Annotated in this window: 16 protein-coding genes; 7 read left to right on the top strand and 9 right to left on the bottom strand. The window is 70.0% G+C overall.

Annotation, left to right across the window (positions count from 1 at the left end; all coding sequences use genetic code 11):
- The first annotated feature begins 143 nt into the window (after positions 1-143).
- Together ACWGR4_RS09820 and ACWGR4_RS09815 are read left to right on the top strand one after the other, a co-directional pair.
- Positions 144-938 (top strand): electron transfer flavoprotein subunit beta/FixA family protein, encoded by a 795-nt coding sequence (locus ACWGR4_RS09820; protein ID WP_379998507.1) that lies wholly within the window; start codon positions 144-146, stop codon positions 936-938.
- Positions 939-1054: 116 nt separating this feature from the next.
- Entirely contained in the window at positions 1055-2014 is a 960-nt protein-coding gene (locus ACWGR4_RS09815) for an electron transfer flavoprotein subunit alpha/FixB family protein (RefSeq protein WP_379998505.1), read from the top strand.
- A 112-nt stretch (positions 2015-2126) separates the two neighbouring features.
- On the opposite strand, the gene ACWGR4_RS09810 is transcribed toward ACWGR4_RS09815, so the two are convergent.
- The 3 genes from ACWGR4_RS09810 to ACWGR4_RS09800 all read right to left on the bottom strand — a co-directional run bounded on the left by ACWGR4_RS09810 (position 2127) and on the right by ACWGR4_RS09800 (position 3817).
- Complete coding sequence (locus ACWGR4_RS09810; protein WP_439674398.1) at positions 2127-2549, bottom strand: PIN domain nuclease; 423 nt, start codon at positions 2547-2549, stop codon at positions 2127-2129.
- Complete coding sequence (locus ACWGR4_RS09805) at positions 2546-2761, bottom strand: type II toxin-antitoxin system VapB family antitoxin (protein WP_078978004.1); 216 nt, start codon at positions 2759-2761, stop codon at positions 2546-2548. The genes ACWGR4_RS09810 and ACWGR4_RS09805 overlap by 4 nt, the downstream gene beginning before the upstream one ends.
- A gap of 135 nt (positions 2762-2896) precedes the next feature.
- Complete coding sequence (locus ACWGR4_RS09800; protein WP_452130724.1) at positions 2897-3817, bottom strand: EamA family transporter; 921 nt, start codon at positions 3815-3817, stop codon at positions 2897-2899.
- Between the two features lie 74 nt (positions 3818-3891).
- Between ACWGR4_RS09800 and ACWGR4_RS09795 the strand changes: the two genes are divergently transcribed.
- Complete coding sequence (locus ACWGR4_RS09795; RefSeq protein WP_439674396.1) at positions 3892-4803, top strand: LysR substrate-binding domain-containing protein; 912 nt, start codon at positions 3892-3894, stop codon at positions 4801-4803.
- Positions 4804-4840: 37 nt separating this feature from the next.
- On the opposite strand, the gene ACWGR4_RS09790 is transcribed toward ACWGR4_RS09795, so the two are convergent.
- Positions 4841-5782 carry a hypothetical protein gene (locus ACWGR4_RS09790; protein WP_379998496.1) on the bottom strand — a complete coding sequence of 314 codons (942 nt, stop codon included), beginning with the start codon at positions 5780-5782 and terminating at the stop codon, positions 4841-4843.
- Between the two features lie 232 nt (positions 5783-6014).
- On the opposite strand from ACWGR4_RS09790, the gene ACWGR4_RS09785 reads away from it, so the two are divergent.
- Both ACWGR4_RS09785 and ACWGR4_RS09780 read left to right on the top strand, forming a co-directional pair.
- On the top strand, positions 6015-7853 hold the full coding sequence (locus tag ACWGR4_RS09785) for a choice-of-anchor A family protein (protein ID WP_452134194.1): 1839 nt from the start codon (positions 6015-6017) through the stop codon (positions 7851-7853).
- A 101-nt stretch (positions 7854-7954) separates the two neighbouring features.
- Entirely contained in the window at positions 7955-8590 is a 636-nt protein-coding gene (locus tag ACWGR4_RS09780) for a hypothetical protein (protein ID WP_452130726.1), read from the top strand.
- Here ACWGR4_RS09780 and ACWGR4_RS09775 read toward each other — a convergent pair.
- Positions 8580-9794 (bottom strand): amidohydrolase family protein, encoded by a 1215-nt coding sequence (locus tag ACWGR4_RS09775; protein ID WP_379998489.1) that lies wholly within the window; start codon positions 9792-9794, stop codon positions 8580-8582. The two genes, ACWGR4_RS09780 and ACWGR4_RS09775, sit on opposite strands and share 11 nt — an antisense overlap.
- Positions 9795-9926: 132 nt before the next feature.
- Between ACWGR4_RS09775 and ACWGR4_RS09770 the strand changes: the two genes are divergently transcribed.
- Positions 9927-10835, top strand: a complete 909-nt coding sequence (locus tag ACWGR4_RS09770) for a LysR family transcriptional regulator (RefSeq protein WP_452130727.1) — start codon at positions 9927-9929, stop codon at positions 10833-10835.
- Positions 10836-10941: 106 nt separating this feature from the next.
- Here ACWGR4_RS09770 and ACWGR4_RS09765 read toward each other — a convergent pair whose 3' ends face one another.
- The 4 genes from ACWGR4_RS09765 to ACWGR4_RS09750 are packed head-to-tail and all read right to left on the bottom strand — an operon-like array spanning position 10942 to position 14098.
- A complete protein-coding gene (locus ACWGR4_RS09765) occupies positions 10942-11703 on the bottom strand; it encodes an AIM24 family protein (RefSeq protein WP_078978011.1) in 762 nt (253 codons plus the stop codon).
- Positions 11700-12347: an AIM24 family protein gene (locus ACWGR4_RS09760; RefSeq protein WP_126635649.1), complete on the bottom strand. Its 648-nt coding sequence runs from the start codon at positions 12345-12347 to the stop codon at positions 11700-11702. Before ACWGR4_RS09760 ends, ACWGR4_RS09765 begins: the two co-directional genes overlap by 4 nt.
- Entirely contained in the window at positions 12344-12967 is a 624-nt protein-coding gene (locus tag ACWGR4_RS09755) for an AIM24 family protein (protein WP_380038845.1), read from the bottom strand. Before ACWGR4_RS09755 ends, ACWGR4_RS09760 begins: the two co-directional genes overlap by 4 nt.
- Positions 12968-13003: 36 nt before the next feature.
- Entirely contained in the window at positions 13004-14098 is a 1095-nt protein-coding gene (locus ACWGR4_RS09750; RefSeq protein ID WP_452130728.1) for a slipin family protein, read from the bottom strand.
- Positions 14099-14339: 241 nt separating this feature from the next.
- Here ACWGR4_RS09750 and ACWGR4_RS09745 point away from each other — a divergent pair, with 241 nt between their 5' ends.
- Positions 14340-15200 (top strand): AAA family ATPase, encoded by an 861-nt coding sequence (locus ACWGR4_RS09745; protein ID WP_201261004.1) that lies wholly within the window; start codon positions 14340-14342, stop codon positions 15198-15200.
- Positions 15201-15202: the final 2 nt, after the last annotated feature.

Raw genomic sequence — 15202 nt, 5'->3', positions numbered from 1 at the left:
TGTGCCTGCGCGCGGGCGTGGCATCGTGGCGCGAGATCGATGGATCTTGGGGCCGGAACCGTGGGCCCGTCGTGGACCCCGACGGCGGGCATGACACCCTCGGACCGGCACCTGGGTGACCGGACGACCACAGGAGAACTGTTGTGAAAATCGTTGTCTGCGTGAAGTACGTACCCGACGCGACCGGGGACCGGGGCTTCAACGACGATGGCACCACCGATCGCGAGTCGGTCGACTCCCTGCTGTCGGAGCTGGACGAATACGCGATCGAGCAGGCTCTCAAGATCGTGGAGTCCGGCGTCGAGGCCGAGATCACGTACCTGACGGTCGGTCCGGACGATGCCAAGGACGCGCTGCGCAAGGCGCTGGCGATGGGCGGCGACAACGCCATCCACGTCAACGACGACGACATCGCGGGCACCGACGCGCTGGGCACCTCGCTGATCCTGGCCAAGGCCATCGAGGACGCGGGCTTCGACTTGGTCGTGTGCGGCATGGCCTCCACCGACGCGTCGATGGGCGTCGTGCCGGCCATGCTCGCCGAGCGCCTGGGTGTTCCGCAGGTCACCTACCTGGACGAGATCACCGTCGAGGGTGCGGGCAAGGGCGGCGGTGTGGTCAAGGGCCGCCGCGAGGGCGACGTCGCCACCGAGCTGATCGAGGCCCCGCTGCCCGCCGTCGTGTCGGTCACCGACCGCACCGGCGAGGCGCGTTACCCCTCGTTCAAGGGCATCATGGCGGCCAAGAAGAAGACCGTCGTCTCGAAGGACCTGGACGACCTGGGCATCGAGTCGGACGAGGTCGGCCTGTCCGCAGCCTGGTCGATCGTGGACACCGCGACCAAGCGCCCGCCGCGCGCCAAGGGCGAGGTCGTCGAGGACGAGGGCGAGGGCGGCGTGCAGTTGGCCGCGTTCCTCGCCGCCAAGAAGTTCATCTGAGTCGGTCGGCAGAACCGGACTGTTTCGACACCTTTGACCGGCCGCCCCCCGGGGCGACCGAGCATCGCAACCCGGCCGGAGAGATCCGGGCTGTACCGGAGTAGGAGAGAACAACCATGGCCGAGATCCTCGTTCTCGTCGACCACGCCGACGGCGCGGTCCGCAAGCCGACCCTGGAGCTGCTGACCCTGGCCCGCCGCCTCGGCGAGCCGTCCGCGGTTTTCCTGGGCAAGGGCGCCGAGGGCGCCACCGAGACGCTGGGCAGGTACGGCGCGCAGAAGGTGTACGTCGTGGACGCCCCCGAGGTGGACGACTACCTCGTCGCGCCGGCCGTCGACGCGCTCGCGCAGATCGCCGGGGGCGGTGAGCCGGGCGCGATCCTGGTCGCGTCCTCGAACGACGGCCGCGAGATCGCGGCGCGCGTCGCGGTGCGGCTGGAGTCGGGCCTGATCACCGACGCCGTCGACGTCGAGGCGGGCCCCGACGGCCCGGTCACCGAGCAGTCGGTGTTCGCCGCGACCTACCAGGTCAAGGCGCACGTCACCAAGGGCACCCCGATCATCACGGTCAAGCCGAACGCGGCCACCCCCGAGGAGGCCCCGGCCACCCCGACGGTGGAGGCCGTGACGGTGGACTTCACCACCGCGGCAACCGGCACCAAGGTCGTCTCGCGCGCCCCGCGCGAGAAGTCCGACCGCCCCGAGCTGACCGAGGCCGACATCGTCGTCTCGGGTGGTCGCGGCGTGAACGGCGCGGACAACTTCCACGTGATCGAGTCGGTCGCGGACGCGCTCGGCGCGGCCGTGGGCGCCTCCCGCGCGGCGGTCGACGCCGGCTGGTACCCGCACAGCCACCAGGTCGGCCAGACCGGCACCCAGGTCTCCCCGCAGCTCTACATCGCGGTCGGCATCTCCGGCGCGATCCAGCACCGCGCGGGCATGCAGACCTCCAAGACGATCGTTGCGATCAACAAGGACGAGGACGCCCCGATCTTCGACCTGGTCGACTACGGCGTGGTCGGCGACCTGTTCAAGGTGATGCCGCAACTCGAAGCGGAAATCAACAAGCGCAAGTAGCCGCCGCCGGCGCCCCGCCGCACGCGCAACGACCCCGCACCGGAAACCCGGTCGCGGGGTCGTTCGGCGTTTCACCGGGCAACCGAATGACCGAATATCCGCACTGAAGGGGCTACTTGCCGGTCGGTGGGCCGTACCACTGGAGTGCCTGCCCGGTAACGGCCGCGATGCACTCGAAGTCCCGATCGCGATGCAGCAGCGTCAAGCCTTGGAGCTCCGCCGTGGCGGCGACAACCAGGTCCACCGGTCCGGCGCTGCGATGCTGCCCCCGATCGGTGAGCTCGTCCTGAACCTGCCAGGCGCGGTCGTAGGCACGATCGTCCACTGGGACCCAACTGAACAACAGCCGCACATCCCCGATGCTTCGGGCGCGGTCCGCGGCCGAGCGGGCACTGTAGAAGAATTCGAGCTCGGTGATGGGACAGGTTGCGATGAGCCCGGCCGCGGCGGCCTGATCCCAACCGTATTGTTCGCCTTCTCCGCGCATGAAGCGGCCGAGTGCGCTTGTGTCGATCAGGAACTGCGCTGCACTCACCGGCGGTAGTTCCGCTTGTCCTCGAAGATCTCCAAATCGAAGGCGCCGTCCTCGGCTGCCGCCCGCAGTCGGGTGAGTGCCAATGCCCGCCGCCGGTTGTCCAGGACTTCGCGGAGTGCGGTGTTGACCGTTTCCTTCTTGGTGCCGGTTCCCAATGCCTGGGCCACGGCGGCGACCAGGTCGTCGTCGAGGTCGATCACGGTCCGGGCCATCGAATGCACCTCCATTGATATCAGCCTGCGTTTCGAGTATATCCAGCATGGTATCAATGGCCTCGGCTTCTCGGCCCACGTTTTACGGGGGTTCTCGCCCTTCCGGGAGCGGCGGCGGCTTCGAGGCCGGGTGGGTCAGGGCCGGGTGGCCGGGATCGCGGCGGGGTGGACGGTGACCGCGGGGGTCGGGGGCGGTGTTCCGGTTTTGCTGGGCAGGCTTGCCAGGGCGATGCCGGTCAGGACGATCGCGGCGCCCACGGCCTCGATCCAGGTCGGGCGTTCGCCGAGGACGGCCCAGGCGGCGAGGATGCCGACGATCGGCACGAGCAGGCCGTACGGGGCGACCGCCGAGGCCGAGCGGCGGCCGAGCAGGGCGAACCACAGGCCGTAGCCGAGCCAGGACGACAGCACGACGGTGAAGGCCAGCCCGCCGACACCGGTCCAGGAGGCCGAGGTCAGCGCGTCGACGTCCCGGCTCGGGCCCTCGACGGTCAGGGACAGCGCGAGCAGCGGCAGCGGGGCGGCCAGCGCCGACCACACGACCAGGCCGAGCCCGCCGGGGATGCCGGCCTTGCGGGTCAATACGTTGCCGAAGCCCCACGACGCGGCGGCACCGACCACCAGCAGGAACGGCCACAACGACGCGCCCTGGCCACGACCGAACGCGATCACGCCCATCCCGACCGCGGCCACGCCCAGCGCGAGCACCCGGGTACGCCCGGGGATCTCGCGCAACATCACCACCGCGCACAACACGGTGAACATCGCCTGGCACTGGATCACCACCGAGGACAACCCGGCCGGCATGCCCGCGTGCATCGCGCTGAACAGGAACGCGAACTGCCCCATGTTGACCGTGAGTCCGACCCCGATGATCAGCTTCCAACTCGTCCGCGGCCGCTTGACGAACAGCACCGCGGGAAACGCGACGAGCGCGAAGCGCAGCGCGGCCAGCAGGAACGGGGGGAAGTCGTCGAGGCTCGCGTCGATCGCGACGAAGTTCACCCCCCAGATCACCGTGACGAGCACGGCCCACAGGGAATCGGTACGGGTCATGCCGAGAAGTGTGTGCTCGGGCCATCCATGGAGTCCAGCTACATTTTTCGGATCTCGATCGGTAGTTTTGCTACATGGAGATCAAGCGGCTGAACATCCTGCGCGCGCTCGACCAGCACGGCACCGTGGTCGCCGCCGCCCAGTCGCTGCACCTGACCCCGTCCGCGGTGTCGCAACAACTGGCGGTGCTCGCAAGGGAGGCCGACGCCGTACTCCTGGAGAAGCACGGGCGCGGCGTCCGGCTCACCCCGGCCGCGCATGTGCTGCTCGGCCATGCCGACGCCATCGCGACCCGGCTGGAACAGGCCCGCGCCGACCTCGCGGCGCAGCGCGACGGCCGCATCGGGCGGGCCCGGATCTCCGGCTTCCCGTCCGGCATCGCGGGCCTGATCGCGCCCGCGCTGGCCCGGCTCAAGCGGACCCACCCGGGATGGCGGTTCGAGGTCGTCCAGTACGAGACCGAGCTGGCGCTGCCGCTGCTGCCGGCGCGCGAGCTGGATCTCGCGGTGGTGATGACGCATCCGGACCTGCCCGCGCCGGACCACCCGCGGATCGAGCTGCACCCGCTGCTCGACGAGCCGTTCGAGATCGCGTTGCCGGCCGATCACCCGCTGGCGGGGCGCGCCGAGGTGGCCCTGGCCGCCGATCTCGTGGACGCCGACTGGATCATCACCGCGCCCGGGACGGCCTGCCACGACGTGCTCCTGACCGCCTGCCACCAGGCGGGCTTCCAACCGCGCCTGGTCCACACCTCGACCGACTTCGGCGCGCAGCTCGCCCTGGTGGCCGCCGGCCTGGGCGTGACGATCATTCCGCGCCTGGCCCAGCCCGAACTCCCCCGGGGCGTGGTGCTTCGCCCCATCACCGCCCCGGCCCCCCGCCGGCACCTGATGGCCGCCGTGCGCCGGGGTCAGGGCCCGACCCCCCTCCTCGACACCCTGCGCACGGTGGGCGCGGAACTCGCGGAGCGGGGCGCCCCCGGCTGACCCGCGCGAGCGCTTCGCAGCGCCCCCGCGGCTGCGGTCAGGTGCGTGATGGGGTGCTTTCGGGGCTCTTGTCCGGTGTGGCGGAAGGTTCCTGCGCGTCGTGCTTGCCGAAGTAGGCGACGGCTACCGCGCCGGACACGGCGAGGATGAAGCCCAGGACCGCCAGCCAGGCGAGGCCCGCGCGGGAGGTGTCGCCGAGCCACAACACGCCGACCGCGCCGGGGACCACCGTCTCGCCGACCACCAGGGCCGCCGTGGCGCCGTTCACCGAGCCGATCTGCAGCGCGATCGTGTGCAGGTACATGCCGCCGATGCCGCCGATCAGGACCGCGTACAGGGCCGGGTCGGCGGCCAGCTTGCCGAGGTCGAACGGGTCGACGCCGTCCAGGATGCGTACCCCGATGCCCAGGCCGCCGAAGCCGAGACCGGAGAGCAGACCCGCGACGATCGCGCCGTTGGCGCCGAGGAAGCGCACCAGTACGGTCCCGCCGACGATCACCACGAACGTGACGATCAGTACCCACCAGTGCGTGGCGCGCGGACTGTGCCCGTCGCCCTCGGGCCCGGCCGCGATGCCGAGCAGGACCAGCGCGCCGCAGACCACCCCGATCGAGGTCCAGTCGGCGCGATGCAGCTTGATGCCGAGCAGCTTGATGCCCAGTACGGCGGTGATCACCAGGTTGGCGCTGATGATCGTCTGGGACAGGAACAGCGGCAGCAGCCGCGCCGCCAGCGCGCCGAGCGCGAAGCCGACGAAGTCGAGCAGGGTGCCGACGATGAACTCCCACGTGACCGCGGCCTTGGCGGTCGAGGACAGGCTCGGGCCCCCGTACCCGGTCACCTGTGCGGTACCGCCGCCCCGCGCGGCCTGCTTGGCCGCCTCCTCGCGCGCGGATCGCCGCGACCCGACCGCTTGCAGTACCGACCCCACTCCGTAACAGGCGGAGGCCGCGACAGCGGTGCCCAGTCCGACGATCACAGAAGACTCCCTCTCACTCTCACCAGGATTCGTGCCTCGTCCGAGGACGACCGACGGCGCACGGCCGTGAATACCTCGCCGGTTCACGCGTGCCCGCCCGGGCCCGACCGTACCGGCACGGCTTCCCGCCCCGCCTCGCCCCGGCAACGATCACGTCGCGCGGGCGGTTTCCGATTCGGCGATGCCCTTCGTATCCCATACCTGCGACGTATGCGGGCCGTACGCATCTCGGTTGACGGTCGCGGGTGCGAATCCCCGGGAGAGGCATTCGGGGGAACCTTCCGCGCGCCTTATCCGCATTTGTCGTTTTATATCCCATGTTTCAGAAATGCACAGGAAACCGAACGCCCGGATCCGCGCGACGGGCCTCGCGCTATCCGGAGTCGTCACCCTCGGCGGCGTGATCCTCGTCTGCGTATTCGCCGTGATGGGCTTCGCCAAGCCGCTGCCCGGCGGTCTCGGCCCCTGCATCCCGGGCAGTTGTCCGGCTGTGGACCTGGAGCCCAACAATGGTCCGATCCAGGGCCGGGACAACGGCATCAACATGTTCGTCGGCGGCAACTGGACCGTGAGCGGGTCCGCCGCCGAAGCCGAGGGCAAGCTGGTCACCCTCGGCAACTTCGACATGAACAAGACCTCCGGCTCCAGCATCTACAACGTGGGCATCGTCGGGGTCGGCTCCCGTGTGCCCCCCGACAACGGCACCGACTTCCTCACCGTCGGCGGCAACCTGACCGTGGCGGAGGGGCAGACCCTGATCGCCGAGGAGGGTGCGGTCAGCGGCGTCGTCCGCTACGCCGGCACGCTCAGCGGCACGGTGACGCCGGATCCGGTCAAGGACGGATCCGCCGCGGCGCCGTACACGGCGCTGCGCCCGCAGCTGACCGACTCGTCGAGTTGTTACGCGTTCCCGGACGGCCGGCTCCGGCAGGCCACCGGTACGGCGGTCAACGTCGGTTTCGAGACGTTGTTCACCGGGGACGGCACGTCCGCGCTCCAGGTGTTCAACGTCGACTTCGACATGGTGAGCGTGAACGGCGGGGACCAGGGCCTGAGCTTCCTCGGCATCCCGAACGGCGCCACGGTCCTGGTCAACCTGACCGGGACGGACCGGACGATCGCCAGCTTCATCGGCAACACCGCGATCCCGACCGGGCTGCGCGAGCGGCTGCTGTGGAACTTCCCGGAAGCCACGACGGTGACCATCAGGGGCAGCGCCCAGTTTCAGGGGAGCATGCTGATCGGCAACCCGGCGAGCACCACGACGGTGTCCGTGCCGGGGATGAACGGCCGGTTCTTCACGGCCGGGTCGCTGATCCACCAGTCGTCGTCCGGGTCGGAGTTCCACCGGTACCCGTTCAACGGTGACCTGCCGGACTGCGGCGGTACGTCGCCGTCGCCGTCGACCTCGCCGTCCGCGTCGCCGTCGGCTTCGCCCTCGACGTCCCCTTCGGCCTCGCCTTCGACGTCCCCGTCCGCGTCGCCTTCGGTTTCGCCGTCCATGTCGCCGTCCGCGTCGCCCTCGGTCTCGCCGTCCATGTCCCCGTCGGCGTCGCCCTCGGTCTCGCCGTCCGCGTCGCCGTCGATGTCGCCTTCGGCCTCCCCGTCGACTTCCCCGTCGGCGTCGCCCTCGGTGTCGCCATCGAGGAGCCACTCGGCCTCGCCGTCCGCGTCGCCTTCGAGGAGCCACTCGGCGTCGCCGTCCGCGTCGCCTTCGAGGAGCCACTCGGCGTCGCCGTCCGCGTCGCCTTCGGTGTCCCCGTCGGCCTCGCCCTCGGCGTCGCCGTCCCGTTCCTCCTCGGCCTCGCCGTCCGCGAGCCACTCGGCCGTGCCCTCCGGTGCGCACACCAAACCGCACGGCGGTGGGCACGGCGGCCACGGCGACGGCGGTAACGGCGGCAACGGCGGAGGTCACGGCGGTGGGATCGGTGGATCCAACGGATCCGACCAACTCGCCCACAGCGGTATGCCGGGCAGCGTGGCCTTCCTCCTCGCCGGCAGCGCGTGCGCCATCGGCTTCGGACTGGTCCTGATGTTCCTCTACCGCGCGCGCGGACGTAACCGCGCGTAGTCCCCATCCGACCCGAATGGCCCACGAACTCCCCGGAGTTCGTGGGCCATTCCTACGTCCGCAGCCCCCCGTCAGCAACACCGACTGTGTCGTTCTCCGACTTGTCAAAAAACTCCAAGCGTGTTGCCGACACCGTCGAACAGGTTCGGCGCCTCCACGTCACGCGCCGGGATGGTGAGGACCTGTATCTCACCACCGAGCGGCACGACCGTGAGCGCGAGGAGACCGCCGACGTCACCGCGCGACTGTTCGCTGCCCTGATGGGCAGCGATGAAGGCGCGCGAGCCATTTTTCTGGCGTTGCCCTCGGTGTTCCCGTGGACGCGGCACCTCTCGGCCCGGGAGGTGCGAGAGTTCGCGGTCGACCTCGTGGACGCGACCCGCGATGTCGTGGAGTTGGACATACACGCCAACCGTCACCGCGTGATCGTCGAGTGGCGGGCCACCGCCCGGATCCTCGCCGACCCGACCCTGGCCGAAGCCCTCACGCGGCCCCTGCCGGGCGAGAACCACGGTGAGGTCCGGGCTCTGGGTGGCGACGAGTTTCCGCAATGGGAGTACGAGGTGACCGCAGGCGGGCGGGTGCGCTACCTCGTCGACGAGCCCCGGCGGATCGTGCATCTCGTATATGCGAGTACCCGGCATCCGAAGGACACCGATACCTGGGTGACCGAGGCCCTGCCGCCGGCCGCGCCCGGGGGAGTGGGGGCGGCCGGCGGGGGTGGGTCTACTTGGTGATGCCGAAGCGGGTGAGGCCGAAGGCCTTGATGGCGTTGGTGCGGAAGAGTTTGTCGCATTCGGCCTGGGTGAGGCCCGCCTTGGTGGCGATGTCGAGGGCGACCTTGTGGGTGTTGGGGAAGGTCGAGTCGGCGTGCGGGTAGTCGACCTCGAAGCAGATCTGGTCGATGCCGATCACGTCGCGGTTACGCAGGCCGATCTCGTCGTCGAAGATGCAGCCGTAGATCCGGTCCTTGATGTACGAGCTGGGCTTTTGGGTGAGCGAGGAGCCGAACGCGTTGTCGTCGCGCTCCTCCCACAGCTTGTCCGCGCGCTCCATGACGTAGGGCATCCAGCCGACCTGGCCCTCGGCGTAGGCGATCCTCAGCTTGGGGAAGCGGTCGAAGACGCCGGAGAAGATGTAGTCGACCATCGAGCCCATGGCGTTTTGGAACGTGAGCACCGAGGAGACGATGAACGGCGCGTCGGGGGAGGTCGAGGGCATCTTCGAGGACGAGCCGATGTGCATGCACACGATCGTGTCCGTCTCCTCGCAGGCCCTGAAGAACGGGTCCCAGAACCGGTCCTTCGAGTGCACCGACGGCAGGCCGAGCGGGACCGGGTTCTCCGAGAAGGCGACCGCGAAGGAGCCCTTGGCGGCGCAGCGGCGCACCTCGGCGGCGGCCAGGTTCGCGTCCCACAGCGGGATGATCGTCATCGGCAGCAGGCGGCCCTTGCCGTCGCCCGCGCACCACTCGTCGATCATCCAGTCGTTGTACGCCTGCACGCACAGCAGCGCGAGTTCCTTGTCCTCACGCTCGTAGAACGCCTGGCCGCAAAAGCGCGGCAGGATGTTCGGGAAGCACAGCGAGGCGTCGACGTGGTTGGCGTCCATGTCCTTGAGGCGCTCGGACTGGATCCACGCGCCCGGCCGGATGTCGTCGAAGGTGACCGGCGTCACGTCGAGGGTGTCGAAGCCGACCGCGGCGGAGAGCTTGGGGAACGGGTAGACCAGGTCGTCGTACAGCCACCAGTCGCACCACTCGCCGTCCTCGACACCGCGCTCGTACGAGAAGACGCCGCCGATGAAGTTGAACTTCGCCTTGTCGCGCACCACGCGCGGACCGCGATCCTTGTACTTGGCGGGCAGCCGCGAGGTCCACAGGTCCGGCGGCTCCACCACGTGGTCGTCCACGGAGATGATGCGCGGGATCTCGAGCGTCATGACCTGCTCCTTAGTGCGGCTTCGGTGCGGCTTCGGTGCGATTGCGGTGCTCCCAAGGAAACCTGCTGACGGGGCGTCAGCCAAGCCCCTGTTGTTGCTAACGTTATGCCGACACGGCATAGGTGGGTTTCCATGGAACTGCGCGACCTGAGATGTTTCCTGGCGGTCGCCGAGGAGCGGCACTTCGGCCGGGCCGCCGCCCGGCTGTATCTGTCCCAACCGATGGTGAGCAAGGCCGTCCGCCGGCTGGAGCAGCAGCTCGGCACCCGGCTCGTGGACCGCTCGTCGCTGCCGGTGGCGCTCACCCCGCTCGGCGAGGTGTTCCGCAGTCGGCTCGACGAGTCGTTGCGGGTGCTCGACGACGCGTGCGCGGAGGTACGACGGCGGGCCACCTGGGACGCCGGGCAGGTGCGTGTGGGGTATACCTCCGGCCTGGGCCCCTCGCTCGTGTCGGCTGCGATCTCCGCGCTGCACATCCGCCACCCGGCGCTGCGCGTGCAGTGGACCAGCGAGCCGACCGCGCGCCAGGTGGCCGACGTGCGCGAGGGTGTACTCGACGCGGGCCTGGGCTGGCTGCCGGACCTGGGCTCCGGCTTCGAGTCGGCCCGGGTCGGCACGTTCGCCTTCGTCGCGCTGTTCCCGCAGGAGCACCCCTTCGCCGAACGGCGCTCGGTGGACCTGACCGAGCTGGTCGGCCGCGGCGAGCCGATCGTGGTGTGGCCGCGCCAACCGCATCCCCGGCTGTACACGCGCGTCACCGAGGCGCTGCGGCGCTCGGGCGCGACCGACATCGTCGAGGCGTACGGCAGCGTGGACGACGTGATCGCGCGCGTCGTGGACCGCCAGGGGGTCGGCCTGTCGCCGCGCGGCTGGGCCCGACAGCGGCCGGTGCGCGGGGTGGTCCAAGTCCCGCTGACGGGGGCGCCGGACGTCGCGGTGACCGCCTTCTGGCGCGCCGACACCGACCACGAGGGCGTCGACGTCCTGGTGGAACTCCTGCGCGAGGTCGCGGCCGACAGCGACCTGGCCGACCAGCTGTAGGCCGGGGCACGAGCCGGCCGACCGGCCGAGGCATTGGCGAGGCCCTCCACCGTCCCCAGTGAAGGGCCTCGCCAGGTCAACGGCCCGAGCCCGCCGTCGGTTCCCGCTACTGCAACAACCGACCCAACCGCCCCGGCAGATTCGGCAGCCCCGGGATGTTCTGTGCCCCCGGCGGCTGGTTCTGCTGCGCGGTCTGCGCCGGGATCAGATTCGGGTCGATGGAGATCTCCGAGGACTGCATCAGCACCGTCCCGGTCCCGACGAAGTCGTACTGGTGCTCCTCGCCCGACGCGCCGCCGATCCCGGTCAGCCGCCGGGCCATGCCGAGCGCGCCGCGCATGTACTTGGTGTCGAAGTGGTGGCACGGCGTCGGACAGTCGGCCCAACCCAGCAGCGCCTCCGGGTCCACCCGGATCGGCGGTTCGACGAAGTGCACCGCGCCGTTGGACGCGGCGACGAACTTGCCGGTCCCGATCAGCGTGACGAACCCGGGCACGATCGACTGCTTGAGGTCCAGACCCGGCTGGAACGCGAGCAGGTTGGCCGCCCGGATGGTCAGGTTGCCCACCTCCAAGTCGTACGAGTTGACGTCGAACCCGCGGTCGGCGAGCAGCAGTTGGCCCTTGCCCTGGGCGACGATCCAGTCCTGGATGTACAGCGGCGAGTTGAAGTTGGCGGTGACCAGCCGGTCCAGCGCGCCCACGCCCAGCGCCTCGAACTTGATCCGCCCGTAGTAGGCGATCATCTTGCCCTTCTGCACGAACCACTCGCCGTCGAGCGCCACGCAGAAGGAGTAGGGATTGACGTTGTCGTCCTGCGGCAGCGAGCGTGCGTCGTACACGGTCGTGCCGGAACCCGGGCCGCTCACAGCTTCTCCTCGCTCGCCTGGACGTAGACCGTGCCGGTGCCGGACAGTTCCAACTGGAACGCCTCGCCCGAACCGCGCCCGATCACGTCGCGCCAGCCGACGTTGGCGCCGATCCGGTTGTCGAGTTGCCCCCGGTGCGCGATGTACGCCTGCGGGTCGACGTGGATCGACCGGCCCGGCTGGACCGGCAGTTCGATCACCCCGCCGTGCGCGAGCACCGCGCACCAGCCGCGCCCGGTCAGCGTGGTGGTGAACAGGCCCTGGCCGGTCACCTGGCCGCGGATCATCCCGCGTACGCCGCCCTGCGAGCCCATGAACATCGTGCCCTGCTGGAGGCTGTCCTCGAACACCATCAGCCGGTCGGCCTCGATGTGCAGGGTGTCGCCGGTGATCTCGATCAGGTGCACGTGCCGGCCCGCGTAGCCGAACATCACCCGGCCGTCACCCTCGGCCTTCATCAACGGCACCGATTCGCCGGCCAGACGCCGACCGATCATCCCGCCGACGCCCTGCGCCCCGGTGCTGGTCGGGGTGAAGGAGACCTCGCCCCGGTAGGCCAACATCGCGCCGCGCAGGCAGTACAGCGTCTGCCCGGGCCGCACGGTGGCCTCGATCATCTTGGAGTTGAGCTGGTCGAACGTCACGTCTGCCCCCCGATGGTCTGCCGCTCGGTGGGCTGTACGTACACCAACCCGTCACCCTCGAAGCGCAACTGCACGCTCTCGCCGGATCCCTCGCCGATGAACGTGCGCCAGTTCACGTCCTTGACGAACTCCTTGCGGAGCTGCCCGGTGTGCGCGACGTACGCCCCCGGGTCGACGGACAGCGGTTCGCCCTGCGACACCCGCAGTACGATCGCCGGCCCGTCGGAGGTCACCGCGACCGTGCCCTGACCCGAGACGGTCGTGGTGAACAGGCCCTGCCCGCTGGTCGCGCCGTGCAGCCCGGTGAACTCGGTACCGGTACGCAGGCTCTGCTCGACCGCGAGCAGGTTGCTCGACTCCACGTGCAACGTCTCGCCGCTCAGGTGCACGAGATTGATCTCGGTGGCCCGGTCCGCGAACCAGCACGTGCCCTCGCCGCTCACCTCCATGAGGGTCATGCCCTCGCCGGTGAGCCGCCGGGTCACCATCCCGCGCAGCCCCTCACCCCCACCGGACAATCGTTTGAAGGTCATTCGTCCGTCATAGGCGATCATCGTCCCGTTCCGGGCCTTGACCGCCTCTCCGCCCAAGCCCACCGCGAGAACTCGCGTGCCCTGCATCACAAAGGTCGCCACGGTGGGGAAGTTAGCAGCGGGTCAGCCGTGGTCGGAGGGTGGAAACCCCTCATCTTGCCGGGGCTTTACCGGCGGCGCGGCGGGCGGCACGATCGGCGGCGCGGCGGGCACCGGCGGAACCCGGGGCGCGGGCGGCATCGGCGGTACGGCCGGCACCACCGCCGTCACCGGTCGACCCTCATCCGCCGGCGCCGAGGCCGAGGCCGCGACCGCCGCGGCGCGCTCGTCCGCGGACCCTTCCCCGCCCCTGCTCTCGTCCCGCTCCTCGCCCCCGTCCGCGACCCGCGCCGCGGCCTGCGCGACCGCCTTCACCGCGGCCCGCGCCACCGCCGGATCGCGCGGCTCCGGCCCGCCCCCGCCGTTCGGGAAGTTCTCGAAGAAGCGCAACATCTCCACCGGGAAGGGCATCACCAGCGTCGAGTTCTTCTCCGCGGCCACCTCGACCACCGTCTGCAGCAGCCGCAGTTGCAGCGCGGCCGGCGACTGGGACATCTCGTCGGCCGCCGCCGCGAGTTTCTTGGACGCCTGGAACTCGCCGTCGGCGGTGATGATCCGCGAGCGCCGCTCGCGCTCCGCCTCGGCCTGGCGCGACATCGAGCGCTTCATCGACTCGGGCAGCTGTACATCCTTGAGCTCGACCCGGTCGATCTCCACACCCCAGCCCACCGCCGGGCTGTCGATCATCAGGGCGAGGCCCCGGTGCAGTTCCTCGCGGTTGGAGAGCAGGTCGTCCAGGTCGCTCTTGCCGATGATCGAGCGCAGCGAGGTCTGCGCCACCTGCTCGATCGCGAACACGTGGTTCTGCACCTCGACGATGGCCCGCGCGGGGTCGTGCACCCGGAAGTAGACGACCGCGTCCACCCGCACCGTCACGTTGTCCCGGGTGATGCCCTCCTGCGCCGGGATGGGCATCGTGATGATCTGGATGTTGACCTTCCGCATCCGGTCGAAGAACGGCACGATCACGTGGAATCCGGGCTGGCGGACCCGCTGCCTGACCCGGCCGAGCCGGAACACCACCCCGCGTTCGTACTGCTGTACCACTCGTGCGCCCTTGGCCACCACGATGAGCATGGCGACCACGATCCCGATGACGAAACCCACCGCGATGTCCATGCTTCGATGCTAGGAACCCGAGGTCGGAAAGGGACCGGGGAACTCCCTACGCACGGTGTGATCGGCGTCAAGAATCGGTCATGTGACGCCACGTCAGTCACGTCGGAGGGCGTGGCGGAGCCCACCGGGCCCCGCTCGTATCCCGCCGACCGGCCCCTCTTGTAACTTGAGGGGGCGGCCGGCGCCGGACCCGGCACACCGGCCGGCCGCGATCGCCCGCGAGGAGTGCACCACGATGACGATGTTCGCCTCGCCCGAGGACGCCCGTACCCGGCTCGGCGCGGTCGACTACCTGACCGACCCCGGCATCGCCACCGCCGTTTTCCTGGCCGACGCGCTGGGCAAACCGCTGCTGATCGAGGGACCGGCGGGGGTGGGCAAGACCGAGTTGGCCAAGGCGGTCGCGGCGGCCACCTCCTCGGCGCTGATCCGACTCCAGTGCTACGAGGGCCTGGACGAGTCCCGGGCGCTGTACGAGTGGGACTACCGCAAACAACTCCTGCGCATCCAGGCCGGAGTGGACGGCTGGGACGAGGCGCGCGCCGGCATCTTCGCCGAGGAGTTCCTGCTCGCCCGCCCGCTGCTCACCGCGATCCGCCGGGACGAGCCCACCGTGCTGCTGATCGACGAGACCGACAAAGCCGACGTCGAGGTCGAGGGGCTGCTCCTGGAGGTGCTGTCCGACTTCCAGGTCACCATCCCCGAACTGGGCACCATCACCGCCTCGCAGCGCCCGTTCGTGGTGCTCACCTCCAACGCCACCCGCGAGCTGAGCGAGGCGCTCAAGCGCCGCTGCCTCTACCTCTACATCGACTACCCGACGCCGGAGCGCGAGCGCGACATCGTGCTCACCCGGGTGCCCGGGATCCGCGCGCACCTGGCCGAACAGGTGGTCCGCACCGTCGCCTCGCTGCGTGCCCTCGAACTCAAGAAGGCGCCGTCCATCGCGGAGAGCCTGGACTGGGCCCACACGCTGCTCGCCCTCGAAGCCGACGACCTGGACGAGGAGACCATCGCGCGCACCCTCGGCGTCGTGCTCAAGCACGTCGCCGACCACACGCGGGCCGCGAAGGAACTCGGCCTGCCCGGCCTCGGCGGCTGACC

This window comes from Embleya sp. NPDC055664 (genome assembly GCF_053618075.1).
The sequence above is the reverse complement of the archived record's forward strand: the minus strand, read 5'-3'. Positions and strand labels throughout refer to the sequence as shown.

Excerpts from the sequence above, each read along its gene's own strand:
- ACWGR4_RS09775 (WP_379998489.1), bottom strand. The coding sequence starts at position 9,794 with ATGACGCTCGAGATCCCGCGCATCATCTCCGTGGACGACCACGTGGTG.
- ACWGR4_RS09795 (WP_439674396.1), top strand. The coding sequence starts at position 3,892 with ATGGAGATCAAGCGGCTGAACATCCTGCGCGCGCTCGACCAGCACGGC.
- ACWGR4_RS09770 (WP_452130727.1), top strand. The coding sequence starts at position 9,927 with ATGGAACTGCGCGACCTGAGATGTTTCCTGGCGGTCGCCGAGGAGCGG.
- ACWGR4_RS09745 (WP_201261004.1), top strand. The coding sequence starts at position 14,340 with ATGTTCGCCTCGCCCGAGGACGCCCGTACCCGGCTCGGCGCGGTCGAC.
- ACWGR4_RS09815 (WP_379998505.1), top strand. The coding sequence starts at position 1,055 with ATGGCCGAGATCCTCGTTCTCGTCGACCACGCCGACGGCGCGGTCCGC.
- ACWGR4_RS09755 (WP_380038845.1), bottom strand. The coding sequence starts at position 12,967 with ATGCAGGGCACGCGAGTTCTCGCGGTGGGCTTGGGCGGAGAGGCGGTC.
- ACWGR4_RS09800 (WP_452130724.1), bottom strand. The coding sequence starts at position 3,817 with ATGACCCGTACCGATTCCCTGTGGGCCGTGCTCGTCACGGTGATCTGG.
- ACWGR4_RS09750 (WP_452130728.1), bottom strand. The coding sequence starts at position 14,098 with ATGGACATCGCGGTGGGTTTCGTCATCGGGATCGTGGTCGCCATGCTC.
- ACWGR4_RS09805 (WP_078978004.1), bottom strand. The coding sequence starts at position 2,761 with ATGGCCCGGACCGTGATCGACCTCGACGACGACCTGGTCGCCGCCGTG.